Consider the following 23,077-nt stretch of genomic DNA (forward strand, 5'->3'; position numbering starts at 1 on the left):
CCGGCCCCCGGCGCCCCCCCCCCCCCCCCCGCCCCCCCCGCCGCCGCCGCCCCCCCCCCCCCCCCCCGGGGGGGCGGCGCCCCCCCCGGCCCCCCCCCCCCCCCCCCCCCCACTCCCATGCTCGCCGCCGGGCTGGGGCGAGGTGCCGCGCCCGGGACCGGGTAGGCGAGTGACGAGCGGTACGCACATCTACAGGAGCGGTGGTCGGATTGAGCCTGACGGGAATCGACGTGGTGTACGCCTGCGCGGGGCTGGGAGCCCTGGGCGCGGCGGTGCTGCCGACGGCCCTGGCGAAACGGCCCCTGTCCCTCCCCATGGTGTTCCTCGCGGCGGGCTTCCTGGTGTTCCTGCTGCCGCTGGACGCGCTGCCGGCGCTCGACCCCGTCCGGCACCGCGGCATGGTGGAGCACCTCACGGAGGTCTGCGTCGTGGTGGCGCTGATGGGCGCCGGCCTGGCCATCAACCGGCCGCCCGGCCTGCGGGCCTGGTCGACGACGTGGCGGCTGCTGGGGCTGGCCATGCCGCTCACCATCCTGCTGACGGCGGCCGCCGCCGGATGGCTGCTGGGGTGGCCCCCGGCCGTCGCGCTGCTGGTGGCGGCCGCTCTCGCACCCACGGACCCGGTCCTCGCCGCCGAAGTGCGCGTGGGGGAGCCGACCGACGAGAAGGACGACGAGGACGAGGTCCGCTTCGCGCTGACCAGCGAGGCCGGGCTCAACGACGGGCTCGCCTTCCCCTTCGTCCTGGCCGCCATCGCCCTCACGGCGTCGTCCGCGACCGGCTGGTCCACGGAGGGGCTCTGGCACTGGGCCTGGAGCGACGTGGCCGTACGCAGCGCGGTGGGCCTGCTGGTGGGCGTCGGGGTCGGCCGGCTGCTCGGCTGGATGTTCTTCCAGGCGCGCTGGAAGGCGCTGCGGCTCTCCGAGCACCGCGAGGGCTTCGTCGCCCTCGCCGCCACCTTCACGGCGTACGGGCTGACGGAACTGCTCCACGGCTACGGCTTCCTCGCCGTGTTCGTCGCCGCCGTCACGATCCGCGGAGCCGAACGCGCCCACCGCTACCACCGCGTCATGCACGCCTTCACCGACCAGATCGAGCGGCTCCTCACCGCCGTCGTGCTCTTCCTCGTCGGCGGCTTCGTCGCCGACGGCGGCCTCGCGGCCCTGACCTGGCGCGGGGCCCTGCTGGGACTGGTGCTCTTCGTGGTGATCCGCCCCGCCGTGGGCTGGGCCGTCCAGGCGCGGGGCGCGGCGAAGGGGAAGGAACGGGCCGCCATCGCGGTCTTCGGCATCCGCGGCATAGGTTCCTTCTTCTACCTGGCGTACGCGCTCGGCGAGGCCGACTTCGCGGCCCCCGCCCGGGAGTTGTGGGCGGTGGTCACCTTCACCGTGCTGCTCTCGGTGCTCCTGCACGGCGTCGCGGCCACCCCGGTCACGGCGCGGCTCGACGGCCCGGAGGAAGAGAACACCGACCCCTCCCCGGACAAGCCGGCCTGAGGGCTGTCTCGTACATGATCCCCGAGACGCCTCGGGCCTTGCCGGCCGCCGTGCGGTCTGCTCGCCCATCCGGCGAGGGCGAGGCTGTGCATCCGAGCGATGCCGAGCATGGCGTGGTGGACGCCGACGCCTGTCGCTTTTGAGGCGGTAGTCCCAGAGGACGCTTTCCAGGGAGGGTTCCGGTGGTTCTTCGACCACTCGGCGGTGGTGTGGTCGTGGGTGGTCCTGCGCACAGCATGGAAAGCAGGCGACCGGACTTGGCGCATCATCCAGGATGACCCCATGCACCAAGACCTTGTGACGTTCCTCCACGCTCGGCTGGACGAGGAGGCCGACCTGGCCCGACGGTGCGATGGTGACGGCTGCGGAGAGTGGACTGCTGACGGGCACACGGTCGGCTTCTGCCACGGTGAACTCTCCGGCTTCCGTTCCACGATCGCCCTGCACGTCGCGCTGCACGACCCGGCTCGCGTCCTGCGGGAGGTCGAGGCCAAGCGACGCGTGCTCGCCCGCCATGTGCTCAGCCCTGCCACGGGCGACCCCGAACTACCGTGGGAGAACCGCGATGACTGCCAGTACGACGGCGAGACCTGGCCGTGCGATGACCTGCTCGACCTCGCGTTGCCTTACGCCGATCACCCTGACCACCCCCGTCGCCCCTGAGGCGGAAATCGCTTATGGGACAGCCCTGAGACGTCGATTCTCATGGATGTAAGGATCAACCCCACTTGTTGCAGAGGGGGTGAGCGTGCACTGGGTCGGGCTCCTGGTAGAACCGGCGCATGCCATACAGGTTCACGGCCCGTGCGCTGGCTGCCGAGGTCGACGTTGATGGCGAGGTGCGGGCCGGCGCGGCGGAGGAGGGTGAGGGCTTCTTCCTGCTGTTCACGAGCGCTGTCGGCGAACCGTCCGTACAGGACATCTCGCTCGGGCTCGACACGTATTGCGTGATGACCCCGGACCAACGCAACTCCTATGGCTGTGTCCGCGAGGTGGTTCTGACAGGCAGCTTGCTCACGGTCTCGCTGGACCCCGGTTGTCTGGATGACTTGGAGTTGGAGGACGCGAAGATCGAGGCAGTGCTCGACCTGCCAGCCGAGAGCATCGACGAGATGCGGGAGGCTCTTGTGAAGGTGCTGACCTTCGGACGGGAGGAAGCCCACCCTCGGCTCACTGGCTTCTCGGTTTGATCCGCCGATCGAGGCATCGGCAGCCAGCCAACCAGGATACGGTCGTCTCGCCGACCCAGCGGTGGCGGATGACGCGTTATCGCGGCCAATGCCTTCCGGTCACCGGCACGCCGTCGGCCCCCACCCTGCTGGCAGTCATGCACGGTTCAATGATCGATCACGCCATAAAGCATGACGTGGAGCCTGTCAGCTTTCCGTCAGTGTCGTCTGCCAGGGGTTGTCAGTCCCTGTTCGTAGGATTACGGCATGTCTGATGCTTTCACCGTCTTGTGGACCCATGACACGTGCCGGGCGCTGCGCAAGGCAGGGCGTGTCGGCGAGCGACCGCCGGTCGCCTTCAGCGGCGCTCACTCCTCCCTACCTGCGTGGACGGGTGCCCGCGCTGGGGACGAGGTATACGCTCTGCACGTCGACCAGCGCGAAGTGTTCGTGGTGAGTCAGATGCGGGTGATTGACGCAGAGCGCCGCGACTGCTGCGGCATAGCCCCCGCCGCCTGGGACGACCCCGCGTATCCCGGGCACGACGACTGGTCGATGATCGGCGCCGGCGGCTGTGGGGCCCAAGCCGTGCACGTGGACGCGACGCCCGTACGCTTCGACGTCCCCATCTCCGGTGAACTGCTCGCGAGACTTACCTGGCGGAACAGCCGAGGGCGGACCCGCGGTCTGAAGTACGTGGTGGATGGTCGTCTTGAGAGAGCGATCAGCCTTCAGGGGTTCTACCGCCTGACCCCCGAGGTCGCTGGCGAACTGGCGGAAGTCGTCAACAGTCCTGCCCCTCGACACTGACCAGCGAGCGAGGCATCAACACTCGGCGCGCACTCCTGCGGCAGCAGCTGTGAAAGGGGAGCCGGGGCCACGAAGGAATCCCAGCCGACACACCCCTCAGGGGAGTCGGCAAACCGGATCCCCTGAGCTTGTTCTTTATGTTCGGCGGTCCGTGGCTGGGTCGGGCGGCCCCATGAAGGCGTCGAGCTCTTCGATGATCTTGCGGAGTTTGCGGGCTCCGCGAGGCGACATTGCTTGGATCACGCCATCGAGTAGTGCACGGCCTTCGAGCGGATTGCCGCAGCAGTACCAGTGCACGTTGCCGAACTCGTCGTCGTGCCAGAGCTCGCGCTCGGGGCGGTGGACGTAGTCCTTCCACAGGCGCAGTGCAGCGCTGGTGTCCCCGGGTTGGAGGTAGTTCCGCGTGCGTTCAAGGCGAACGATCTCGGACAGTGCTCGCGGAGAGAGGCGGTCGATGGCCGGCCTTGAGCGTGGTGACGGTTGCCGGTCCGGAATGCTGGCCCGGATGTGTCCTGGCCGTCTACGCGGCATGGGCCTTTCGGTTGGTCGTCATGCCGAACATGGTGCCACGACCTCGAACGGTGTCCCGAACGGGTTCGTTCGCCTGGGGAATCGCCGGACGTGGGGACGGTCTTCGTCTGATCATGTGCTCCGACCAAGGAGTACACGTGATCACGACGAAGGCCGTGAGGGTGAGTGTGCCGCCAGACGCTGTCCGGGGGGAAGCGTTCGCGGAAGCGTCACGCTTCCGGGGAGCCTTCTACGAGAGTCTGACCGCCCGGAGCGATGCACGGCGGCCTGAACTACGGCCGGATTGACGTCGACCAGCTGCGCGCGGACGCGCGGTGCTCGGCGGACCGGCTGTTCTGCCACGTTCACCTCTTGGACCGCGATCCCGGACGCGGTCCGGTTCGGCCCCGCGGACGACGCGGTTGAAGGTCGAGCATCTGTCGAAGGAGCGGGACGTTCCGCCACTGTGGTTGCGGTCCTCCAAGACAGGTGCCACCCCCCCCGGACGACGTGGACCGCTTCCCCGTAGAAGAAAGAACAACTCGGATGGGCGGAACACCTCCGCGGACGACAACGATGAAGTTCTGTGGCTCATCCGCTCGTTGCCGCGACGGCGGCGCCCGGCTGCGTTGTCAGTGGGGCCGCCTAGGGTGAATACATCACTCGGGGAGCCGTGGAGAAGGAGCAGGAACATGTCCGCGAAAAGAATCCAGCACAAGGTCAATCACGTCGCGCTGGTAGTGGACAGTTCGGGTTCCATGCGCCCGCACGAGAGCCAACTCATGCGCGTCGTGGACGAGTTCGTGGCGGGTTTGAAGGCCGAGTCGGACAAGCTCGGGCACGAGACCCGCATCAGCCTCTATTCCTTCGACCACAGGGTGGAAAACCTGGTCTGGGACATGGACGTGAAGCACCTGCCGTCCATGCGGGGTCTGTACAAGGTGAACAACGGGGCCACGGCCCTGATCGAAGCCTCCCTGAAGTCCCTGGACGACCTGGACCACATCTGGGAGGAGTACGGGGAGCACAGCTTCCTCCAGATCGTGGTGACGGACGGCGAGGAGAACGCCTCCGGCGGGGACCGGCGCCACGACGGCGACATGGCTGTCCTCGGCCCGTGGCTCGACAAGATCTCCGCGAGGATGGGTGCGCTCCCGGACCACTGGACGTCCGCGATCCTCGTGCCCAACTCCCTGGCGAAGCGAACCGCCCAGAACTACGGTTTCCCGGCCGGGAACATCGCCATCTGGGACGCGGACTCCCAGGAGGGTGTGAAGGAGGCGATCGGCACGGTGCGCGCCGCCGCCACCAGCTTCCTCCGCGGCCGGGAGAAGGGCGTGCGCGGCACGAAGAACCTGTTCGCGGTGGGCCAGGACATATCGATCGACGAGGTGCGCGCCACCCTCGAACCGGTCCCGGCCGACGCGTTCCGCCTCCTTGACGTCGACGCGGACGTCGCGATCCGGTCCTTCGTCGACGCGCACCCGGACGTCACCTACCAACGCGGATCCTGCTACTACCAGTTGGGCGCGCGGGTCCAGGTGCAGCCGGACAAGGAGATCGTCGTGGTGGAGAAGGACACCGACCGTGCCTACACGGGCGACGCGGCACGCAGCCTCCTGTTCGGCACCGGCGTCCGGGGCACCGTCTCGGTGAAGGCGGGGAGCAACCCCAAGCTGGAGGTCTACGTGCAGAGCCTCTCGGTGAACCGCAAGCTCAAGGCGAAGACGCGCCTGCTCGTCATGGTCTGAGCCGGACGGGCGGAGTTTCGAGGGATCCCGGCCGGTAGTCCGCGCGGGTTCTGGGTAGTCGGTCGCCATGGAATCGCTGAGGCCCGCCCCCCTTGCCCCGCGCGCCGTCCGGCAGCTGCGCCGCATCCGCACCGTGTACGCCGCGGGAATCGTCCTGTGGGCGGCCGGCGCCGCCTGGGAGGGCGGCCAGCATCCCGGCAGCCGCCGGATGTGGGTGTCCCTCATGCTCGTGGCCCTGTTCGGCGGGCTGCTGTCCCTCACCGTCGCGTCCCTCTGGCGCCACCAGACGGCCCTGCGCCTGCGCGCGGCGGCCCGCCGCATCCGCCCCGGAGCACGGTCGGCCCAGGCCGCCGCGCGTACTGCCGCCGGCCGCACGCCCGCGTCCGGCTGACGGAAGGACAAGTCGCCGCGGCCCGAGGGGAGTTGCCGAACTCCGGCGCCCGCGGGCCGCTTCCGCGTCCGGCCCGGGGAACGGGCTAAGACGGCGTACGGCGGGCACACGCACACCATGAATGCCTTGAGCCGCTGGGAGGACGCAGTCGAACGCTGGCAGGACGCGCTCCTCGACCGGATCCGACACCGCGAGCCGGTGGAGCTGGTGGAGGCGCTGCAGCGCGAGTGCGACGAACAGGTCGTGGTGTGCAGCCGCCGTCGCGCCGTCGCGCCCAACGCCTACGAGATCGACCTGCCCCCGGACGTGTACCGGAAGATCGCCCGGCACGCCCGGAAGATCGGGCTGCAGCTCACCGATGCCCTCGTACGGCACGGCGAGATCCACCACTACGAATGGGCCGGCCCCCTGGCGGTCCGCCTGCGGCCCGCCGACCTGGAGCCCGGCTCCCGGTACCGGATTTCCAGCGCGCCGATGGCGCACATCAGGGCGAACGCTTTCCCCGACTGACGGGAGCGTTGCGTCTGAGGTCGGTGGGGCGGGGTAGTCGCTGGACGACAGCACCAGCGAAGGAGGCCGACATGGCAGATCAGAACAAGCCCCGCCCCCCGCGGACCACGCCGTCCGAGGCCGTGGGCGAAAGCGGCGACCAAGAGGCCCGCAAGGAGGCGGACGAGGCCGTCGTACGACGGTCCCCGTCCGCCGAGGACGACGCCGACGCCGGGGGCCACTCCGCCAAGCGGCAGAGTCCGGGCCTGGGCCGTGAGGAGCAGGCCCGCCCGGACAGCGGAGAGCGGGACCGCTGACGCCGGCGCCCGCTCGGCGCCGGCGACCGCCGGTCCGCCCCTCCCGGACACGGGGATTCGAGGCTGTCGGCGGGGGTAGGCGCGCCCCGGCAGCGAGCCCCCGCCGGGTGGGCCGGGCCACCCGAACGGAGTGATCTCAATGCGTACCGCAGCGGCCAGGGCGATGGGCGTGGCCACCCTCGGATACGGCGTGGCGGTCGCGATCAGCCCCCGCGTACTGGCCCGCCCCTGCGGGCTCCCCGAACACGGCTCCTCCGCGCTGCTGATCCGGGCGCTGGGCGTCCGGGACGCGGTCATCGGCGCCGCGATGGTGACGGTCCCGGGGGGCGCCGCGCTGCGTACGGCCGTACTGTGCCGGGTCGCGGTCGACGCGGGGGACGCCCTCCTCTTCGGCACCTTCCTGGCCCGGCGAACCGAGCGCGCCAAGGCGGCCGCAGCCGCCCTGGCCTGGGCGGCAGCGTGCGGATGGACGCTGACCGGCGGCGGCCGCGCGACCGCGCCGCTCGTGGAGGAAGCGGCGAACGTCGCCGTCCGCGCCGCTCAGTCCGCGACCCGCGCCGAACTCTGACGAACGCCGACGGCGGCCCCCGCCGGGAAAATCGGCTTGGGGCGAGCGCCGGGGCTGGCTAGGCTCCGCGGCATGAAGACGCGCGACCTGAGGTTCGGCCTGTACACGGACGAGCAGGGGCTGACCTGGGTCAGGGGGCTCGTCGCGCACGCCGCGAGCGCCCGGGCCGCCCGGATCGCCGGGGAGACCGTCGCCCACGCCTTCCCCGAGAGCGGACTGTCGACCGCCGACGTGTACGACTTCCTGGCGGAGCAGTGGGCGGTGGAGCACCCCGGGCAGGACAGCGGGGAGCGGCAACCGATCGAGCTGCGCGTCCGCATGACGTGCTCCCTGCGCACGTGGCGGGCGATCCGCAAAGCGGTCGTCCGGGACCTGTGCCCGGAGGGAACGGCGCCCCACGCCTGCCGTGTTCCGTGGATGGCCCGCTGACCGCGCGACGCGGCCGCGAGCGGCTCGCCGGAAGCCGGGCGGTGCCAGGCACCGGGACCCGGCAGCCCGCACCCCACGGGCGAGGACCGGCAGGGAGGCCGCCGCCGGGCGACCGGCCCCTGGCACAATCCTTTGTACGATCCCTCGATCACGGCACAGGAGCAGCGCCCATGGAACCCCACGTGGTGGACCGCCCGGAGAAGTCCCGGTACGAGATCCTCGCCGGCGAGGACGGCACCGAGACGGCGGGCTTCGCCGACTACCTCCTCTCCGAGGGCGAGATCTCCTTCGTCCACACCGAAACCGACCCCCGCTTCGCCGGACAGGGTCTGGGCGGACTCCTCGCCCGCGGCGCCCTCGACGACGCCCGGGCGCGCTCGCTGGCCGTGCTGCCCCACTGCCCCTTCATCCGGGGGTGGATCGGCAAGCACCCCGAGTACGTGGACCTGGTGCCCGAGGCGCGCCGCGCACAGTTCGGCCTCTGAGCGGCTCCCGGGCGCTTACGGTTACGGCCGGCCCGGGGTCGCTCCCGGCCGGCCGGAGTCGCCCCGTGCGCGGCTCCGGCGCGTGCCGCACCGCCCCGTACCCGCATGAGTGACCGTGCGAGGGGCAGGGGCGGTACTGCACGAGACTGTGAGACCGATTGGGGCGATGTGCGAAGCGTGGGCGTGGAAGAAGAACTGCTGCTGGTGGACGCCCGCAGCGGCGAGCCGCGGGCCCTGTCGGGGGCCGTGCTGGCCGCCGCGGACCGGTCCGCCGGACACGAGCCGGGCAGTGGCGAGGACCCGGGCCACACCTTCGAGAAGGAGCTGCACGAGGAGCAGGTGGAGTTCGCCACCAAACCGGTGACGGAGATGGGTGAGCTCCTGGAGGAGATCACCGGCTGGCGGGCGGAGGCCGCCCGGCACGCCGCGGACGCCGGGGCACTGGTCGCCGCCCTCGGCACCTCCCCGTTGCCCGTGCGGCCCTCGATGAGCCCCGGCCGGCGGTACGAGTGGGTCGGCGAGCAGTTCGGCCTGACCGCGCAGGAGCAGCTGACGTGCGGCTGCCACGTGCACGTGTCGGTGGAGTCGGACGAGGAGGGCGTCGCGGTGCTGGACCGCATCCGCCCCTGGCTGCCGGTGCTGACCGCGATGAGCGCGAACTCGCCGTTCTGGCAGGGCGAGGACAGCGGCTACGGCAGCTACCGCAGCCGGGTGTGGAACCGGCTGCCGTCGGCCGGACCCACCGACGTCTTCGGGTCCGCCGACCGCTACCACGAGCAGGTCCGCGCGATGGTCGGCACGGGCGTGCTGCGCGACGAGGGCATGATCTGGTTCGACGCCCGGCTGTCCGCCACCTACCCGACGGTGGAGGTCCGGGTGGCGGACGTCTGCCTGGAGGCGTCGACCCCGGTCCTGCTGGCGGCCCTGGTGCGCGGCCTCGTCGAGACGGCCTCGCGCGCCTGGCAGGACGGGCAGCCTCCGGCCGGGATCAGCACGAGCCTGCTGCGCCTGGCCTCGTGGCGGGCCGGCCGCTCCGGCCTGGACGGACCGCTCCTGCACCCGCGGACGATGCACGAGACCTCGGCCACGGAGGCCGTCGAGGCGCTGTACGCCCATGTGCGCGAGGCCCTCGTCGACCACGGCGACGACGTTCTCGTCCGGGAGGGCATCGCCCGGCTGACGGAGCGGGGCAACGGGGCGCGCGTCCAGCGCGAGCTGCTGCGCACCGAGGGGAGCCTCGCCGCGGTGGTCACGCGGTGCGCACGGCTGACGACGCCGGCGGCCGGCTGACACGGGCCGCCCGGAGCACGTCCGCCCGGAGCACGTCCACCCGCGCCGCTCCCCTCCGCATGCCCGGGCGTTTGGTGCGAAGGCACGGACCGGCCGTCCCGAGGGCCGGAAATCTCATGGTTTCACCCAGTGGGTCTGCGGAGCCGGCCCCGGATACGTTCGCCACGTTCCGGAATCCGTGGAGGGGGCATCGTGGGCGCTGTGGCATCCGTGCTGGTGGCGGCGGTCCTGTGGGGAACCGTGGGGCCGGCGCAGATCTGGGCCGACACCGGGATGCCTTCCGGGGCGCTCGGCGCCGCCCGGATGCTGCTGGGCGGGCTGGTGCTGAGCGCGCTGGTGGTGCGGCCGGCGGGCCTGCGCACGCTGGTGCGGCCCGGGGTGCGCCGCTGGGTGGGACTGTCCGTCCTGGTCACGGCGGCCTTCCAGGTCTGCTTCCTGGAGGCCGTCGAGCGGTGCGGGGCCGCGCTGGCCACCGCCGCTGCCTTCGGGACCGTACCCGTCGTCAGCGGCGTGTGCGCCCGGCTGTTCTCCGGAGAGCGGATGACCCGCCGCTGGCTGTGGGGCACGGCCTGCGCCGTCGCCGGCATCGGGTTCCTGCTGCTGCCCGGCAGCGGGGCGCGCGCGGACGTGCCGGGCGTGCTCTGCGCGGTGGTGGCCGGGGCGAGCTTCGGCGTCTACATCACGGCGGTCAAGGAGCTCGGCGCACGGGGTGCGGACCTCGCCACGGCGGCGCCGGTGAGCGTGCTGTGCGCGGGCCTGCTGGTCTCGCCCTTCCTGCTGGCGGCCCCCGGAGGGTCGGCCGACCCGCGCACCCTCGCACTGATCGCCTGGCTCGGACTCGGTACGACCGCGCTCGGCTACCTGCTGTTCACGCGCGGCGTCGGACGGCTCAGCGCCGCCACCACCGGCACGCTGAGCCTGACCGAGCCGCTGGTCGCCGCCCTGCTCGGCATCGCGCTGCTGGGCGAGCGGCCCGGTCCGCTCGTCGCGGCCGGCGGGGCGCTGCTGCTGGGCGGGCTGGTCCTCGTGTCCCTGCCGTACGGGCGGCGCCGCCGGGCCGGGGCGGAACCGGCTCCGGCGCCCGCGCCGGGATGACGCGACGGCGGGCGCCGGGCCGGACGGTCCGACGGGGTCAGCGGTCCCGGTAGGAGGACATGGTCTCGCGCACCCGGGAGGAGAAGAACATCGGGCCCACCGCGTCGGCCCAGGCCATCCCCTCCGGGGTCAGTGCCAGCGTCCCTCCCCGCTCCCGGAGCCAGTTCTTCCCGAGCAGGGTCTCCAGTTGGCGGGCGAAGTCGTCCTCGAAGCGGGTGGCGAACCGCCGCTCGTAGTCGGCCACGCGCAGACCGCTCGACTCCAGCAGGTGCTGCAGCACGTACATCCGGCGCCGCTCGCCGCCGTCCATCCGGAAGGCCCACTGCGCGCACTCGAACTGAGCGGTCGGGGTCGCTATGTAGTCGTCGATGATGCGGCGGACCTCGGGTACGGCGACCGCGTAGTCGGTGGTGTAGTGCAGGTCTGTGGTGAACGACCGGGCCCCCACGCCGAGTCCGACCATGCCGGCCTGCTGGTTGTACTCGCTGATGCTGCTGCCGTCGGTGTCCTCCACGGCGGCGGTGCCGACGCGCCGGAAGACCCGCATCGAGGTCTGCTCGTACCCCGCGGACAGCAGGTGGTCGCGCCCGTAGCGGTACAGCCGCAGCCGCTGCTCGTTCCAGTCCTGGAGCGTCGTGGCGTGGCGGCCGCTGAGTCCGGTCAGCGGGCGCACGTACAGGGGGTACAGGTAGACCTCCTCCGGCTCCCAGGCGAGCGCGGCGTCCAGGGAGACCTTGAACGACCGCTCGGTCTGGCCCTCGATGCCGTAGATGAGGTCGATGTTGAGGATCGGGAACCCGGCCGCCTTCAGCCGGGCGAGCGAGGCCTCGACCTCGTCGCGCTTCTGCGGGCGGACGGCCGCCCGGGCCTCCTCGTCGACGAAGCTCTGTACGCCGATGCTCAGCCGCGTCGCGCCACGCTCGGCCAGCACCGCGATCCGGTCGGCGGTCGCCGTGGCCGGCGAGGTCTCCACCGACCAGGACGAGGCCTGGAGGTCCGCACCCATGACGTTCTCGCAGATGTCGCACAGCCGCGACAGCTCGGCCGCCGTCAGGTAGGTGGGGGTGCCCCCGCCGAACGCCGCGAGCGGGAACCGTATCGGCTGGCCCTGTGCCTCCAACGCCCCTCGTGTGACGCGGGCTTGGCGCTCCAGGGTGCCGAGGAAGTCCCGGGTGACCTCCTCGGGTGCCCCGGTCCGGGTGAACAGGTTGCAGAACCCGCACCTCATCTCGCAGAACGGGACGTGCACGTAGAGGGACAGGGCGTCGAGCCGCTCCGTGGACCAGAGGTCGCGCAGCAGCGGCCCGTCCTCCAGGAGCCGGTAGGCCTTCTGGTGGGGATAGGCGTACACGTACTGCTCGTACGGGGTCTCCGGCTCGGTGGCGGGGAGACGGCGGGGAACCGAGGGCACGGGAAGCGGAACGGTGGTTGTCATTGGGGGACGTGACTCACTTTCGGAAGTGATCGTGATCGCCGTATGTGACACCGCGTCACCCTAGGGTGGTGGCGTCGTCCGCTTCAGTAGTGCGAACCGCATAAATCGGGTTTGGCGCCATGGACGTTCATATGCACTTTTCGCGATGCCTCCGTCGAGGTGGCGGCGCGGGGGCAGTTGAGGTTCCGTGTCCGGCATGACACGACTTCTCGTCGCGGCGGGGGGTGGCGGTGACGCCATCACCGCAGCCGTGCTCCACACGGCCCTGTACGGAGCGCGCACCCCTGCGCTGGTCCTGACCTACGCCTGGGAGCGCCTGGTCGTGGATCCCGTCCCGGGGCCGCGCCGGGCCGCCGACTTCACCGGTAGCGAACCGGCCGCTCCGGACCTCGCCCTGGTCACGCCGCAGACCCGGCCGATCGCCCCGGCGGGCTCGCTGCTGCCGCGGCTGGCCGCCGGGCTGGGTCCGCGCCTCGGGCTGCTCGACCCGTACGACGGCGCCCGGGGCCTGGCCCGGCAGATCGGCGCGGCCGCCCGCTGGTGCCGGGCCGGGCGGATCGACCTCGTGGACGTCGGCGGCGACATCGTGGCGAGGGGCGACGAACCCACGCTGCGCAGCCCGCTCGGAGACGCCCTCGCCCTCGCCGCCTGTGCGGCGACGGGCCTCCCCACCGCCGTGTACGTCGCCGGTCCCGGCCTCGACAACGAGGTTCCGCCGGCCGACCTGCTGCCCCGGCTCGGCGAGCCCGCGCTCACCCTCACCGCAGCGCACACCGACGGGGTGCTGCCCGTCTTCGACTGGCATCCGTCCGAGGCGAGCGCCCTGCTCGTCGCGGCCGCCCGGGGGGTGCGCGGAGTCTGCGGGACCCGGGACGCCCCCCGCCCCGTCCTCCTGGACGACTCGGCGTGCCGGGTCCACCGCCTCACGCTCGACCGGGCCCTCGCGCTCAACCCCCTCGCCCGCGCCCTCGCCGGCTCCGGCAGCCTGGAGGAGGCCGAGGACGCCTCCCGTGCGGTGTGCGGCTTCTCGGAGATCGAGCGGGAACGCCACCGGGCGGCGACGGGCTCCGGGACGACGCCCCCGGCGGGTTCGTACGGTGACGGGGACGGTGACAGCGGCCGTGCCGGTCACGGTGCCGGTGGCGCCGCGGCCGTCCTGGCCCGGTTCGCGGCCTGGGAGCGCGCGTTGCGCGCCGACGGCCTCGCGTACGTCACGTCCCGCAGGATCACCGAGGAACTGGGCCTGACGGCTCCGCAGGCCCGGACCCTCCTGGACGCCCTGCGCGCGACCACACCCCCGCGGCACGCCCCACCGCTGTGGCGGCTGGGACGGTGGTGACGTACAGGTGGGGACGAGGGTGACGGACGGGTGTGGCCGTCCCCGCGCAGGGCGGCCGGCGCGTCACCGTTCGGCGCGCAGCCGGAGCAGGTACGTGGCGGTCAGCGCCACGGCCCGGTCCTGGTCGTGCGACAGCTCCACGAGGATCCGGGACGCCTCCGGCCCCGGGACGCCGGCCAGCGCCTGCGTCAGCCGGCCGCGGGCGGGCGCCCCGCCGGTGTCGCGGGCGAGGCGGTCGGCGATCCCGCCCGCGATCCGGTCCGCCGTCGCGGTGTCGCCCGCCAGTGCGCCCAGCGCGTCGGCCGCGTCGACGTCGTTGCGCCCCGTCGCGATCATGTCGATGAGCGTCGGGACCGCGTCCGCGGCCCCGCGCGTCCCGAGGGCCAGGGCCGCGTACCCGCGGACCACGGCGTCGGGGTGCGCGAGGGCCGCCCGGAGCTGCTCGGCGGCCTCGTCCCCGGGCAGCTCGGCGAGGGTCCGCACGGCGCGTTCCCGCACTGCGGCCACCGGGGAGCCCAGGCCCTCCGCCACCGGGGAGGCGGCGCCGTCGCCCGATCGCGCCAGCGCCCAGCGAAGGGCTCCGGCGACGTACGGATCCGCCTCGCCGAGGGCCGCCTCCACCAGCGCCTCGGTCGGCACCTGAACCTCGTCGACCGATGAGAGGGCCGCGCGCTGGCGGGCGCCGGCGCTGTTCGATCCCAGCGCCTGCAGGAGCGAGACGACCCGGAGGACGTCCTCCCAGCCGGCCGGATCAGCCGCGTCGATCCGGCGCAGCCGCGTGAGCAGCTCGGTCTCGGCGGCGATGCGTTCGCGCGTCTCCCGTACGAGGTCCCCGACGAGCGCCGCGGGCGCGAAGCCGGGGTCGTCGAGCGCGCGCCCGACCTCGCGCAGCGACAGCCCCAGCGACCGCAGGCTCTCGATGTGGAAGATCCGCCGGATGTCCTCCTCCGTGTACGCCCGATAGCCGGACCCCGTGCGGCCGGAGGGCCGTACCAGTCCGAGCGATTCGTAGTGCCGGAGCATGCGGGCGCTGACCCCGGACCGTCTCGCCACCTCGCCGATCAGCACGCCCTATCCTCCCTCGCGTCCGGACCCGCCGAGGGCCACGACGCGCTTCGCCTCCTCGATCGCGCACTCGAATCCCGTCTCCGGGTCGCGCAGCAGCCGTCTGGTGGCGAGGGCGTGCGCGCGCACGCGCGGGTCGGGGGCCGCGGCGGAGGCCCGCAGGGCCGGTTCCGCCGCTTCGCCCAGCGCGACCAGTGCCCGGCTGAGACTGAGTTGCGTCTCCCGCTCGCCGCGCCCGAGCTGCGTCGCCAGCACCACCACCAGAGCGGTCTCCCCGCCCTCCGGAACGAGCACGACCGCGGTCCGCCAGGCGCTGCGCGCCACCTCGTCGTCGGCGTCGGTCAGCAGCGTCGGCGTGATCGCCGGCCACACCTGCCGGTTCCCGATCTTGGACAGCGTGTGCAGGGCCTGGCTCCGTGCCCGTGCGCGCTCCGAGCGGAGCTCGCGGACCAGCCCGGGGAGCGTCAGGGACTCCGGGTGGCGGGTGAGCGCCCAGGTCAGCATGTCGCGGACGAAGAACTCGGGTTCGACCGCGCACCGCTCGACGAGCGGGCCGACGAAGCCGGGGTCGGGTGTCGTGCCGAGCGCCAGTGCCGCGCGCAGCCGGACGGACGACCTGCCGTCCTCCAGTGCCCGCAGTGCCCGTACCGCGTCCGTGTCCCGCTCAGTGACCGTCATCGAGACCACCTCCTCGGGGCGCAGTGAAAGCCCTGCCACCGTGTCAAGGTCAAACGAGGCTGCGGAGCCGTCCCGACGGCCGTGCTGCCGCGCCGGCTCAGGTGCGCGCGGAGCGGGGGCGGTCGGGGGTGAGGAGGTAGGCGATCGCCATGTCGCTGAGTTCGTCCGCGTAGCGGCGCCGGGCCGCTTCGCCGGTGGCGGCGTCGGGGCGCACCGAGTTGTGGAAACAGGCCCCGAGGACGGCTCGGGCCGCGGTGTCCAGGGCCGCGCCGGGGTCGGAGCGCCTGATCTGGCCGACGTGGGGGGCCGCCGCTTCGATCAGGAGCCGGTGGAGCTCGGTGATGGTGCGGGCTCCGCGGTCCAGCGATCGCGGGCCCCGCGCGCGCAGCAGCTCGGGGAAGAGCCGGCTGCTGTCGGCGAAGGACTGCAGCAGGGCCTCCGCGTAGGCGTCCATCACGCCGGTGAGCGACGGCTCGGCCGCGCGCAGCCGCTCGGCCACGTACTCCTCGCGGCGTTCCAGCATCCGCTCGGTCAGGGCCGTGATCAGCTGGTCCTTGTCGTCGAAGCGCCGGTAGATGGTGCCGACCGCGACGCCCGCGCGTTCCGCGACGGCGGTGATCGTCATCTCCTCCACGCCCGACGACGAGGCGATCTCCTCGGCCGCCCGCAGCACGCGGGCCAGTGTCGCGGCGCTGCGCGCCTGCCTGGGTTCCCGGTACGGGGCGGGTCGGTCTGGCTCCTCGGTCATGCCCCGCATGGTACGGGCGGCGGCCCCACCTGGTGCTTTTGACAAACGGTGCACTCCTCCGGGTAACCTCGGTTTGTGAACGTGAATTCACATTCGCATTCTAGTGGAGGTTCGACCATGACCGAAAACCAGCCGTTCCAGCCCGTGACCGTGACGCTCGCGTCCGGCCCCACCGGCTCCGGGAGCATCGACGACTTCGAGCTGTTCTACGCCCGCCGCGCACTGGACCGCTTCCGGACGCGGCTGGGGAGCGAGGGTCTGCTCGACCTCCTGGCCGCGGACATCGAGGAGGGCAACGCCTTCCTCCGGGACAACGCGCTCGCCTCCGACGGCAGCTTCACGGCCGGTACGACGGTCCTCGCGACGCGCGGCCTCACCTCGGGCGCGTTCCTGGCGTGGATGGAGAAGGCCTTCGCCGGGGACGAGCACGCGCTCCTCGCGGCGCACCCCGAGCACTACGTGATGGCCCCCGGCGCCGACGGCGCGTTCCACGTGGTGGAGAACATCGGCCCCCACGTCTGCTCCTTCTTCATGGGGGGCTGGGGCACGGACGCGATGGCGTGGGCCGCCGACGCGGACGAACTGCTTCCGAGGTCCGGGTTCCCGCACGTGATGTCGTCGAACCTCTTCCTGGCCGACGGCACCGTCGTCGGGCGGGCGCTGACCCAGTTCGGTGACACCGCCGAGGGCTTCACCGCGAGCCTGACCGTCTACGTGCCCGCCACCTGCCCGCCCGACGTCCTGGAGCACCACCTGCGGCACTACGCCGTCGAGTTCAGGAACTGGATCGCCGCCGCCGCGGCGGACCGCGCCTGACGCCCCCGGCCGGCCCCGGGCCGCACGGTCCCCGGGGCCGGCCGCGGCCGTCGCCGCCCGACGCCCGGCCGGGCAGTGGCGCGGCCGCCAGCGGTGCGGCCGCCGCCGCTGCCGGGGCGCGCCGCGGAGACCCGTTCCGGCTACGCGCTCGCGGGCGCCGGGTGCGCGTCCGACCCCTCCCCACCGTCCCGGCCGGGACGGCTGCGCCCCTCTGCGCCCCTCCGCGCACGGCTCGAACCGACGAAGGACCCACGATGTCGAACCCCTCCGCTCCGCCCGGTACGGGCCGCAAGCTGACCCTGATCGTCCTCGGCCTGGCGGCCCTGATCACCACGATGCTGTGCGCCTTCGTGCTGCCTTCGCTCCACGGCGGCCCGCACCGGGTCCCCATCGGAGTCACCGGGCCGCAGCACGCCGCCGAGGCGTTCCGGGAGCACGCGGACGCCGACGCATGGGACGTGCGCGCCTTCCCGACCCCCGCCGCCCTCCGGTCCGCGGTCGAGGACCGTGAGGTGGCCGGCGGTCTCGAGGTCACCGAACACGGCGTCGACGTCTACACCGCGACGGCGGGAGCCCCCTCCGCCACCGGCGCCCTCACCGCTCTGGGAGACGGACTCGCCGCGCAGCTCGGGGTAAGCGCCTCCGTCCACGATCTGGTGCCGTTCACCCCCGACGATCCCCGTGGCGCCGGGCTGGCCTCGGCGCTCCTGCCCATGATCTTCGGCGGCATCTTCCCCGCCCTGATCCTCGGTGGCGCCTTCCCCGGTCGGCACGGCGTGCGGACCCGCCTGGCGGGAGTCCTGCTGTTCTCCGTCGTCGCGGGTGCCGCCGTCGCCGCCGTCCTGCAGTTCGCCACCCACTCGATCGACGGCGACTACCCGCTCACGGCCCTCGGAGTCATCCTCGGCACGGCTGCCCTGTCGACCACCCTCCTCGGTCTCCACGCCCTCCTGGGCATGCCCGGGTTCGCCCTCGGCGGCGCGCTGACGATGCTCCTGGGCAACCCCCTCTCCGGGCTCGCCACCGGCCCCCACTGGCTCCCCGCCGGCTGGGCCGCGCTGGGCCGGCTCCTCCCCCCGGGCGCCTCCGGGAGCCTCCTGCGCGCCAACGCCTTCTTCGACGGTTCGGGCGCCGGCCCCTCCGTCCTGGTCCTCGGCCTCTGGCTCACCGCCGGCGTCGCCCTCACCCTGCTCGCCGACCGGCGCGGCCGGCGTACCACCCGGCCCCGGCCGGTAGGGGCTGCGTCACCCACATGAGGGTTCGGCGTCGCGGTGGGGCGGGCGCCGATACGGTCGTGGGACGGCGGCCGCTCGAACCAGTCGGCGAGCACCGCCCATGCGGCGACGGACGGCCCCGAACCGTCCGTCGCCCCCGTGGCCCCGGTGTCGAACCGGGGCCACGCGTGGTGAAGGGGCCGCCCGGTCCTGCATACGGGTGATCTCCGGACCGCGCCCGTAACGGGGATACGGACGGATTGTCATATGGGCATGACGACTTCGCGCACGATGTCCCGGCTGACGGCCCGGGAGACCGCCCAGAACTCCCTTCCCTCGCCTGACGAACGACGCAGGCTCCGTGAACTGTGGGACCTGACCCCCCAGCAGGTGGCCGTGGCCTTCGGGGTCCGCACCGCCACCGTCCGCTCCTGGGAGTCGGGGCGGAGCGAGCCGAAGGGACAACGCCGGGCGGCCTACCGGCGCTTCCTCCAGGGGCTCGCCCAGCGCGCCGACCTCCAGCCCCGGGCGGCCGCCCCGTCGTCCGTCGCCCCGCCCGCCGCGCTGCCCGTCAGCTCCCCGCCCGTCGCCGCCCTGCCCGGCAGCCGCAGCCCCGAGCCGGCCGTGCACGACCGTTCCGCGGGTCCGGCCGCCGTGGTGCCGCAGCGCACGCCCGCAGCGGCGGCCGCCGAACGGGCGCTGCCGGTGGGCGTCGGGGTACCGGCCTCCGGGTCGCTGCCCCGGGTCGGCGCCGTCGCCACGACGCTCGCCGCCTGGGTGCTGGTCCTCGTACTGCTGGACGCGTACCTGCCGGGAGCCGCCGGCTGAACCGCGCGACGGCACGGCTCAGACGATCCCGGTCACGACCACGTGCACCGGGATCGTCCGCGCCGCGTCCGGGTACGAGGCGCGCACCGCCTCCCGGACGTCACGCGTGACGTCGAGCGCGCGGTAACCGCGCAGCAGGACGACGTGGACGTCCACGGCCGCCGCCCGCTCGGGGGAGGCCGCCGTGATCCGGATGCCCGACGCCTGGCCGGACGGGGCCGGTACGCACCCCGATCTCGCCGCCGCGGCGGCGGAGCGCAGGCGGTGGCCCAGGGCGGGCCGCAGGAACGCGACGCCCCGGACGCCGAGCACGGCCTCGCCGAGCGCCGCCGGAGAGGGGCCGCCGCTGTTCGCCGTCGTCATCGGGGGTCCTCATCGGGGGATTCGTGGTGGAGGTCGGTGACGACCACGTCGACGGATGCGATCCGCATGCCCAGGTCCTGCCGCGCGCTCTCCTCGATCCGCCGGCGGACCTGATCCGCGGCCCGTAGCAGGTCGCGGGCGCCGCCGACGGTGATCTCGATCCGTACGCGGGCCGGTGTCCGCAGCCGCGCCCCGGACCCCGCGCCGGGCTCCGGGCCGACCCGGCAGCTGCCCGCCCTCACCCCCGGGACGCGCTCGGCCGCGGTGCGGAAGGCGCGGGCGGCGACGGCCTCGTAGACCCAGGCGTCCTCGTCCGCCCCGCCCAGCGCGAGGGTGCGGCCGGGCCGCAGTTCGAGGCGCACGACGTCCATGATCCCGGAGGTGATCCGGGCCGTGTCCGCCCGCCAGTCTGCCCCGGCGTCCGCGTCGTCGCGGCGCACGGCGTCCCGCAACAGCGCGAGGTCCGCCAGGGCGGGGGCGCAGTGGGGGCAGTCGGCCGTGTGCGGGTCGACCGCGGCCCGCGGGTCCCGTTGCTGCTGGTCCCACAGCGCCGCGAGGTCCCTGCCGCAGGGCAGGAATCCGTCGTCCCCGGCGCCCGGGCCGTGCTCGGGTTCGTTCATCGCCATGCGCCCATCGCCTCCGTCAGACAGCGCCGAGCGCGAAAGACTCTGGCCCGTACGGCTTCCTGGCTGATTCCCACCATCTCCGCGATCGTCTCGTACGGCATCGTCTCGATCTCCCGCAGGACCCAGCACGCGCGCTGTTCCGGTGAGAGCAGGGCCATCGCCTCTCCCAGCGCCCGGACCGCGGCCTGGGACTCCGCGGCGCGTTCGGGCGAGTTCAGGTGATCGGGCGCGGGCCGCTCCGGAACCTCGTCGATGTCGGCGACCGGGCGCCGCGCGCGCAGCGTGTTCAGACATCGGTTGGTCACGATCCGGTGCATCCAGGTCCCGAACCCCGCGTCGCCGCGGAACTCCGGCAGTTTGCGCCAGGCACTGACGAAGGCCTCCTGCACCGCGTCCTCGGCCTCCGACCTGCTGCCCAGCAGGTTGGCCGCCAGCCGGAGCATGGCAGGCCCGTGGCCGCGGACCAGCGCCTCGAAGGCCTCCTCGTCGCCTTCCGCCGCCCGGACCGTCAGCAGCGCGTCGTCCGGGTGCTCCGCCGCACCCGGCCGGTGTGGCCCTTGGTCCCGCTCAGCCGTCACGCCTCGGCTCCTCTCGCGTCACCTCGTTGGACACCGCCGGCGCGACTCCGTTACGGGCCCGGCCGCGGAATCCTCCTTTCCGCCGCATTCGGAACCGGTGCGTCACGGGACTGCCCCCGTCCGTGTCGAACGGAGGAAGCCCCACTCACCGACGAGGTTTTCGAGGAGCACGGATGACCACGCAGGAACTGGCCCCCGAGACCGGCACCCGCAAGAGCGCCGGCACGGCCCCCACCAGCGGTACGACCCTCAGCGCCGGCCGGAGCGGCGTCAGCGAACCGGCCTCCACCCGCGGCAAGACGTCCATCGCCGACGTGGTCGTGGTCAAGATCGCGGGTATGGCGGCCCGGGAGATCCCCGGCGTCCACGACATGGGCGGCGGGCTGTCCCGCACCCTGGGCGCCGTCCGCGACCGGGTGCCCGGTGGCCGCCCGAACGTCGGCCGCGGGGTGAAGGTGCAGGTGGGCGAGCGCCAGACGGCCATCGACGTCGAGCTGGTCGTCGAGTACGGCGTGGCGATCGCCGACGTCGCCCGGGACGTCCGCGAGAACGTGATCGCGGCCGTGGAGCGGATCACCGGCCTGGAGGTCGTCGAGGTGAACGTGGCCGTCCACGACGTCCACCTCCCCGAGGACGACGAGGCCGAGGCCGCCGCGGCCTCCCGCGTGGAATGAGCCGCCCGTTTCCGTGGCCGGGGTCCGTTCCGCGAGAGGTGAAGTGATGGGCAAGGACGTGCTGGGCCTCCTGGTCGGCATGGCGCTGGCGTTCGCCGGCTGGTTCGGAGGGTTCGGCGCCTTCCTCCTGGTCGCCGCCCTCGGCGCGGTCGGCTTCGCGGCCGGCAACTACCTGGAGCAGGGCGGCGACCTGCGCGAACTGCTGGTCTCCCGCGAACGGGGCCGGCTGTGACGGCTCGGGACCGGGGCACGACCGCGATCGCCGACCGGGCGGTGCGGAGGATCGCCGAGCAGGCGGCGCGGGAAGCGGTCGCGGGCTCCGGCGGCAGGGTGACCGGGGGGTCGGCGTCCGTGCACGGGACCAGGGCGGACGTGTCCGTCGGCATCGCGCTCGCCTACCGGGGCTCGGCCGGGGAGGCCACCCGTGCGGTACGGGAGCACGTGGCGGCCCGTACCGCGCACCTGACCGGGCTGCGGCTGCCGGCCCCCCGCGTCCGGATCCGGGAGTTCGTCACGGCGGGCGGACCCGGCCCCGCGGAGCCGGAGGACACCGGGCCGCCAGAGGACCCCGCCACCGGCACCTCTGCACACGCGGCGCCGCCCGGCGGGACCACCGCCGGGACCGGCGCCGCCGCGACCGCGGGCGACACCGGAGCCGCCGTCGCACCGGGCGGTGCGCCGAAGCCGGGGCGCAGGTGGTACCGGACGCGGAGCTGGTCCGAACGCCGCCTGCCCGCGGGCCTCCTGGCGGTGCTCGCCGTGACGGGCGCCGCCGCCCTGCTCCGGGAGGTGGCGGCCGTCCGACTCCTGGGGCACCCGCCCGCCCCGTGGCGGCGGCAGCTGCTCGGCCTGCTCACAGCCAACGGCCCCGCCGACACCCCCGTGTGGGCGGCGGCGGCCCTGGTCCCGGCGGGGCTGTGGCTGGTCGCCCTGGCCCTCACCCCGGGACGCCGCGGCGCCCTGGTGATGGCGGCCCCGGAGCCGGGCGTACGGGCCGTCGTCCGCCGCCGCCCGGCCGGCCGGCTGGTCCGCACGGCCCTCGCCGAGGTGCCCGGCATCACCGGCGTACGGGTCCGGGCCGGCCGGCGGCGGATGACCGTACGGGCCGAACTCGCCCACGGGGATCGGGCACAGGCGGACGCGCAGGTCGCGGACGCAGTCGCCGCCGCGGTACGTGGCCTGGGCCTGGCAGCGCCCCTGCGCACCCGCGTCCGGCTCCGCACGGCCCCCGCGTGGCGGCCGGCGGACGCCGCACCCGGGGAAGGGGGGCCCGATGGACCGCTCGCGTAACCCGGTCAACCGGGGCGTCCTCCTCGCCGCAGGCCTGCTGCTGCTCGCCGCGGGCATCTCCGTCCTGGCTCCGCAGGTCCCCGCGGCGGACCGGCTGCCCGCGCACTGGTCGGACTGGGCCGCCGACCGCCCCTGGGTCGAACCCCGGGTCCGGGCGGCGTGGCACGGCGGCCGGGGCCGGGAGGCCGCCGCGATCGCCGTCCTGGTCCTCGCGGCCCTTTCGGCCGCCGCGCTGCTGCTGCTCCAGCTGCGGCGGCGTGCCGTGCGGCGGCTGCCGCTCCCCGCGCCCGGCACCGCACTCGACTCGGGCGCCCTCACGGCGGCGGTGACCGGCCGGCTGCTCGCACTGCCCGGTGTCCGCGCCGCCCGCACCACGCTGCGGGGGACGGCGAAGGACCCCTGTCTCAGGATCCGGCTCGTCCTGGATGACACAGCGTCACCCGGCCGGGTGCTCGCCGAACTCGCCGGAGCGGTCGTGCCCGAGGCCCGTACCGTCATGGATCCACAACCCCTGCGCGCGGAAGTGCACTTCACTGCTGGTCGCTGGCGTCGGCGCCGGGTGGGCGAGGGAGCGGGATCCGCGCGCGCGGTGCGATGAACCCACCTGTTCCCTTTGATCCGCC

At 73.6% G+C, this 23,077-nt stretch carries 28 protein-coding genes; 21 read left to right on the forward strand and 7 right to left on the reverse strand.

Annotated elements, in window-relative coordinates:
- Positions 1-215 precede the first annotated feature (215 nt).
- The 13 genes from ACZ6S8_RS36145 to ACZ6S8_RS36205 all read left to right on the forward strand — a co-directional run bounded on the left by ACZ6S8_RS36145 (position 216) and on the right by ACZ6S8_RS36205 (position 10,800).
- Complete coding sequence (locus ACZ6S8_RS36145; protein WP_469462275.1) at positions 216-1,496, forward strand: cation:proton antiporter; 1,281 nt, start codon at positions 216-218, stop codon at positions 1,494-1,496.
- A 282-nt stretch (positions 1,497-1,778) separates the two neighbouring features.
- The gene (locus tag ACZ6S8_RS36150) at positions 1,779-2,159 is read left to right on the forward strand and encodes a DUF6221 family protein (RefSeq protein WP_469462211.1); all 381 of its coding nucleotides are present in this window, start codon (positions 1,779-1,781) and stop codon (positions 2,157-2,159) included.
- 119 nt (positions 2,160-2,278) lie between these two features.
- Entirely contained in the window at positions 2,279-2,686 is a 408-nt protein-coding gene (locus ACZ6S8_RS36155; RefSeq protein WP_469462213.1) for an Imm10 family immunity protein, read from the forward strand.
- A 246-nt stretch (positions 2,687-2,932) separates the two neighbouring features.
- Positions 2,933-3,475 carry a hypothetical protein gene (locus ACZ6S8_RS36160; protein WP_469462214.1) on the forward strand — a complete coding sequence of 181 codons (543 nt, stop codon included), beginning with the start codon at positions 2,933-2,935 and terminating at the stop codon, positions 3,473-3,475.
- A 1,202-nt stretch (positions 3,476-4,677) separates the two neighbouring features.
- Entirely contained in the window at positions 4,678-5,736 is a 1,059-nt protein-coding gene (locus tag ACZ6S8_RS36165; protein ID WP_469462276.1) for a vWA domain-containing protein, read from the forward strand.
- 67 nt (positions 5,737-5,803) lie between these two features.
- Positions 5,804-6,127: a hypothetical protein gene (locus ACZ6S8_RS36170; RefSeq protein WP_469462217.1), complete on the forward strand. Its 324-nt coding sequence runs from the start codon at positions 5,804-5,806 to the stop codon at positions 6,125-6,127.
- 117 nt (positions 6,128-6,244) lie between these two features.
- Positions 6,245-6,637, forward strand: a complete 393-nt coding sequence (locus tag ACZ6S8_RS36175) for an FhaA domain-containing protein (protein ID WP_469462219.1) — start codon at positions 6,245-6,247, stop codon at positions 6,635-6,637.
- 71 nt (positions 6,638-6,708) lie between these two features.
- On the forward strand, positions 6,709-6,933 hold the full coding sequence (locus ACZ6S8_RS36180) for a hypothetical protein (RefSeq protein ID WP_469462220.1): 225 nt from the start codon (positions 6,709-6,711) through the stop codon (positions 6,931-6,933).
- A gap of 139 nt (positions 6,934-7,072) precedes the next feature.
- Positions 7,073-7,501 (forward strand): hypothetical protein, encoded by a 429-nt coding sequence (locus tag ACZ6S8_RS36185; protein WP_469462221.1) that lies wholly within the window; start codon positions 7,073-7,075, stop codon positions 7,499-7,501.
- Between the two features lie 72 nt (positions 7,502-7,573).
- Positions 7,574-7,930, forward strand: a complete 357-nt coding sequence (locus tag ACZ6S8_RS36190) for a hypothetical protein (protein WP_469462222.1) — start codon at positions 7,574-7,576, stop codon at positions 7,928-7,930.
- 170 nt (positions 7,931-8,100) lie between these two features.
- Positions 8,101-8,415 (forward strand): GNAT family N-acetyltransferase, encoded by a 315-nt coding sequence (locus ACZ6S8_RS36195; RefSeq protein WP_469462224.1) that lies wholly within the window; start codon positions 8,101-8,103, stop codon positions 8,413-8,415.
- Positions 8,416-8,583: 168 nt separating this feature from the next.
- Positions 8,584-9,705: a glutamate--cysteine ligase 2 gene (locus ACZ6S8_RS36200; RefSeq protein WP_469462226.1), complete on the forward strand. Its 1,122-nt coding sequence runs from the start codon at positions 8,584-8,586 to the stop codon at positions 9,703-9,705.
- A gap of 192 nt (positions 9,706-9,897) precedes the next feature.
- Positions 9,898-10,800: a DMT family transporter gene (locus tag ACZ6S8_RS36205; RefSeq protein WP_469462228.1), complete on the forward strand. Its 903-nt coding sequence runs from the start codon at positions 9,898-9,900 to the stop codon at positions 10,798-10,800.
- 37 nt (positions 10,801-10,837) lie between these two features.
- On the opposite strand, the gene ACZ6S8_RS36210 is transcribed toward ACZ6S8_RS36205, so the two are convergent.
- Positions 10,838-12,235: an STM4012 family radical SAM protein gene (locus tag ACZ6S8_RS36210; RefSeq protein ID WP_469462230.1), complete on the reverse strand. Its 1,398-nt coding sequence runs from the start codon at positions 12,233-12,235 to the stop codon at positions 10,838-10,840.
- 196 nt (positions 12,236-12,431) lie between these two features.
- Here ACZ6S8_RS36210 and ACZ6S8_RS36215 point away from each other — a divergent pair, with 196 nt between their 5' ends.
- Positions 12,432-13,574, forward strand: a complete 1,143-nt coding sequence (locus ACZ6S8_RS36215) for a DUF1152 domain-containing protein (RefSeq protein ID WP_469462231.1) — start codon at positions 12,432-12,434, stop codon at positions 13,572-13,574.
- 63 nt (positions 13,575-13,637) lie between these two features.
- On the opposite strand, the gene ACZ6S8_RS36220 is transcribed toward ACZ6S8_RS36215, so the two are convergent.
- The 3 genes from ACZ6S8_RS36220 to ACZ6S8_RS36230 form a co-directional block, all read right to left on the reverse strand.
- Positions 13,638-14,642, reverse strand: coding sequence for a MerR family transcriptional regulator (locus ACZ6S8_RS36220; RefSeq protein ID WP_469462233.1), 1,005 nt, complete (start codon positions 14,640-14,642; stop codon positions 13,638-13,640).
- A gap of 3 nt (positions 14,643-14,645) precedes the next feature.
- Positions 14,646-15,317 (reverse strand): HEAT repeat domain-containing protein, encoded by a 672-nt coding sequence (locus ACZ6S8_RS36225; RefSeq protein WP_469462278.1) that lies wholly within the window; start codon positions 15,315-15,317, stop codon positions 14,646-14,648.
- 97 nt (positions 15,318-15,414) lie between these two features.
- The gene (locus ACZ6S8_RS36230; protein ID WP_469462235.1) at positions 15,415-16,065 is read right to left on the reverse strand and encodes a TetR/AcrR family transcriptional regulator; all 651 of its coding nucleotides are present in this window, start codon (positions 16,063-16,065) and stop codon (positions 15,415-15,417) included.
- A gap of 117 nt (positions 16,066-16,182) precedes the next feature.
- On the opposite strand from ACZ6S8_RS36230, the gene ACZ6S8_RS36235 reads away from it, so the two are divergent.
- From ACZ6S8_RS36235 to ACZ6S8_RS36245, 3 genes are all read left to right on the forward strand, one after another.
- Positions 16,183-16,881: a hypothetical protein gene (locus tag ACZ6S8_RS36235; RefSeq protein WP_469462237.1), complete on the forward strand. Its 699-nt coding sequence runs from the start codon at positions 16,183-16,185 to the stop codon at positions 16,879-16,881.
- A 254-nt stretch (positions 16,882-17,135) separates the two neighbouring features.
- Positions 17,136-18,137: a hypothetical protein gene (locus tag ACZ6S8_RS36240; protein WP_469462239.1), complete on the forward strand. Its 1,002-nt coding sequence runs from the start codon at positions 17,136-17,138 to the stop codon at positions 18,135-18,137.
- 231 nt (positions 18,138-18,368) lie between these two features.
- The gene (locus ACZ6S8_RS36245) at positions 18,369-18,923 is read left to right on the forward strand and encodes a helix-turn-helix domain-containing protein (protein ID WP_469462240.1); all 555 of its coding nucleotides are present in this window, start codon (positions 18,369-18,371) and stop codon (positions 18,921-18,923) included.
- Between the two features lie 18 nt (positions 18,924-18,941).
- On the opposite strand, the gene ACZ6S8_RS36250 is transcribed toward ACZ6S8_RS36245, so the two are convergent.
- Genes ACZ6S8_RS36250 through ACZ6S8_RS36260 form a run of 3 tightly spaced genes read right to left on the reverse strand, consistent with a single transcriptional unit; the run spans position 18,942 to position 20,490 of the window.
- Positions 18,942-19,286, reverse strand: coding sequence for an Asp23/Gls24 family envelope stress response protein (locus tag ACZ6S8_RS36250; protein WP_469462241.1), 345 nt, complete (start codon positions 19,284-19,286; stop codon positions 18,942-18,944).
- The gene (locus tag ACZ6S8_RS36255; protein ID WP_469462242.1) at positions 19,283-19,912 is read right to left on the reverse strand and encodes a hypothetical protein; all 630 of its coding nucleotides are present in this window, start codon (positions 19,910-19,912) and stop codon (positions 19,283-19,285) included. The genes ACZ6S8_RS36250 and ACZ6S8_RS36255 overlap by 4 nt, the downstream gene beginning before the upstream one ends.
- Entirely contained in the window at positions 19,903-20,490 is a 588-nt protein-coding gene (locus tag ACZ6S8_RS36260) for an RNA polymerase sigma factor (protein WP_469462243.1), read from the reverse strand. The genes ACZ6S8_RS36255 and ACZ6S8_RS36260 overlap by 10 nt, the downstream gene beginning before the upstream one ends.
- A 173-nt stretch (positions 20,491-20,663) precedes the next feature.
- Here ACZ6S8_RS36260 and ACZ6S8_RS36265 point away from each other — a divergent pair, with 173 nt between their 5' ends.
- Genes ACZ6S8_RS36265 through ACZ6S8_RS36280 form a run of 4 tightly spaced genes read left to right on the forward strand, consistent with a single transcriptional unit; the run spans position 20,664 to position 23,052 of the window.
- Positions 20,664-21,164: an Asp23/Gls24 family envelope stress response protein gene (locus ACZ6S8_RS36265; RefSeq protein ID WP_469462245.1), complete on the forward strand. Its 501-nt coding sequence runs from the start codon at positions 20,664-20,666 to the stop codon at positions 21,162-21,164.
- Positions 21,165-21,210: 46 nt separating this feature from the next.
- Positions 21,211-21,396: a hypothetical protein gene (locus tag ACZ6S8_RS36270; RefSeq protein ID WP_469462247.1), complete on the forward strand. Its 186-nt coding sequence runs from the start codon at positions 21,211-21,213 to the stop codon at positions 21,394-21,396.
- On the forward strand, positions 21,393-22,454 hold the full coding sequence (locus ACZ6S8_RS36275) for a DUF6286 domain-containing Asp23/Gls24 family envelope stress response protein (protein ID WP_469462248.1): 1,062 nt from the start codon (positions 21,393-21,395) through the stop codon (positions 22,452-22,454). Before ACZ6S8_RS36270 ends, ACZ6S8_RS36275 begins: the two co-directional genes overlap by 4 nt.
- Positions 22,438-23,052, forward strand: a complete 615-nt coding sequence (locus ACZ6S8_RS36280; RefSeq protein WP_469462250.1) for a hypothetical protein — start codon at positions 22,438-22,440, stop codon at positions 23,050-23,052. The genes ACZ6S8_RS36275 and ACZ6S8_RS36280 overlap by 17 nt, the downstream gene beginning before the upstream one ends.
- Positions 23,053-23,077: the final 25 nt, after the last annotated feature.

This window comes from Streptomyces sp. NPDC048461, from assembly GCF_055587105.1.

What these genes read in the sequence shown, in the direction of transcription:
- ACZ6S8_RS36170 (WP_469462217.1), top strand. Translation starts at nt 5,804, where the DNA reads ATGGAATCGCTGAGGCCCGCCCCCCTTGCCCCGCGCGCCGTCCGGCAG.
- ACZ6S8_RS36185 (WP_469462221.1), top strand. Translation starts at nt 7,073, where the DNA reads ATGCGTACCGCAGCGGCCAGGGCGATGGGCGTGGCCACCCTCGGATAC.
- ACZ6S8_RS36250 (WP_469462241.1), bottom strand. Translation starts at nt 19,286, where the DNA reads ATGACGACGGCGAACAGCGGCGGCCCCTCTCCGGCGGCGCTCGGCGAG.
- ACZ6S8_RS36215 (WP_469462231.1), top strand. Translation starts at nt 12,432, where the DNA reads ATGACACGACTTCTCGTCGCGGCGGGGGGTGGCGGTGACGCCATCACC.
- ACZ6S8_RS36165 (WP_469462276.1), top strand. Translation starts at nt 4,678, where the DNA reads ATGTCCGCGAAAAGAATCCAGCACAAGGTCAATCACGTCGCGCTGGTA.
- ACZ6S8_RS36265 (WP_469462245.1), top strand. Translation starts at nt 20,664, where the DNA reads ATGACCACGCAGGAACTGGCCCCCGAGACCGGCACCCGCAAGAGCGCC.
- ACZ6S8_RS36175 (WP_469462219.1), top strand. Translation starts at nt 6,245, where the DNA reads ATGAATGCCTTGAGCCGCTGGGAGGACGCAGTCGAACGCTGGCAGGAC.
- ACZ6S8_RS36180 (WP_469462220.1), top strand. Translation starts at nt 6,709, where the DNA reads ATGGCAGATCAGAACAAGCCCCGCCCCCCGCGGACCACGCCGTCCGAG.
- ACZ6S8_RS36225 (WP_469462278.1), bottom strand. Translation starts at nt 15,317, where the DNA reads ATGACGGTCACTGAGCGGGACACGGACGCGGTACGGGCACTGCGGGCA.
- ACZ6S8_RS36235 (WP_469462237.1), top strand. Translation starts at nt 16,183, where the DNA reads ATGACCGAAAACCAGCCGTTCCAGCCCGTGACCGTGACGCTCGCGTCC.
- ACZ6S8_RS36240 (WP_469462239.1), top strand. Translation starts at nt 17,136, where the DNA reads ATGTCGAACCCCTCCGCTCCGCCCGGTACGGGCCGCAAGCTGACCCTG.
- ACZ6S8_RS36270 (WP_469462247.1), top strand. Translation starts at nt 21,211, where the DNA reads ATGGGCAAGGACGTGCTGGGCCTCCTGGTCGGCATGGCGCTGGCGTTC.
- ACZ6S8_RS36155 (WP_469462213.1), top strand. Translation starts at nt 2,279, where the DNA reads ATGCCATACAGGTTCACGGCCCGTGCGCTGGCTGCCGAGGTCGACGTT.
- ACZ6S8_RS36160 (WP_469462214.1), top strand. Translation starts at nt 2,933, where the DNA reads ATGTCTGATGCTTTCACCGTCTTGTGGACCCATGACACGTGCCGGGCG.
- ACZ6S8_RS36190 (WP_469462222.1), top strand. Translation starts at nt 7,574, where the DNA reads ATGAAGACGCGCGACCTGAGGTTCGGCCTGTACACGGACGAGCAGGGG.
- ACZ6S8_RS36230 (WP_469462235.1), bottom strand. Translation starts at nt 16,065, where the DNA reads ATGACCGAGGAGCCAGACCGACCCGCCCCGTACCGGGAACCCAGGCAG.
- ACZ6S8_RS36195 (WP_469462224.1), top strand. Translation starts at nt 8,101, where the DNA reads ATGGAACCCCACGTGGTGGACCGCCCGGAGAAGTCCCGGTACGAGATC.
- ACZ6S8_RS36245 (WP_469462240.1), top strand. Translation starts at nt 18,369, where the DNA reads ATGACGACTTCGCGCACGATGTCCCGGCTGACGGCCCGGGAGACCGCC.
- ACZ6S8_RS36150 (WP_469462211.1), top strand. Translation starts at nt 1,779, where the DNA reads ATGCACCAAGACCTTGTGACGTTCCTCCACGCTCGGCTGGACGAGGAG.
- ACZ6S8_RS36255 (WP_469462242.1), bottom strand. Translation starts at nt 19,912, where the DNA reads ATGGCGATGAACGAACCCGAGCACGGCCCGGGCGCCGGGGACGACGGA.
- ACZ6S8_RS36210 (WP_469462230.1), bottom strand. Translation starts at nt 12,235, where the DNA reads ATGACAACCACCGTTCCGCTTCCCGTGCCCTCGGTTCCCCGCCGTCTC.
- ACZ6S8_RS36280 (WP_469462250.1), top strand. Translation starts at nt 22,438, where the DNA reads ATGGACCGCTCGCGTAACCCGGTCAACCGGGGCGTCCTCCTCGCCGCA.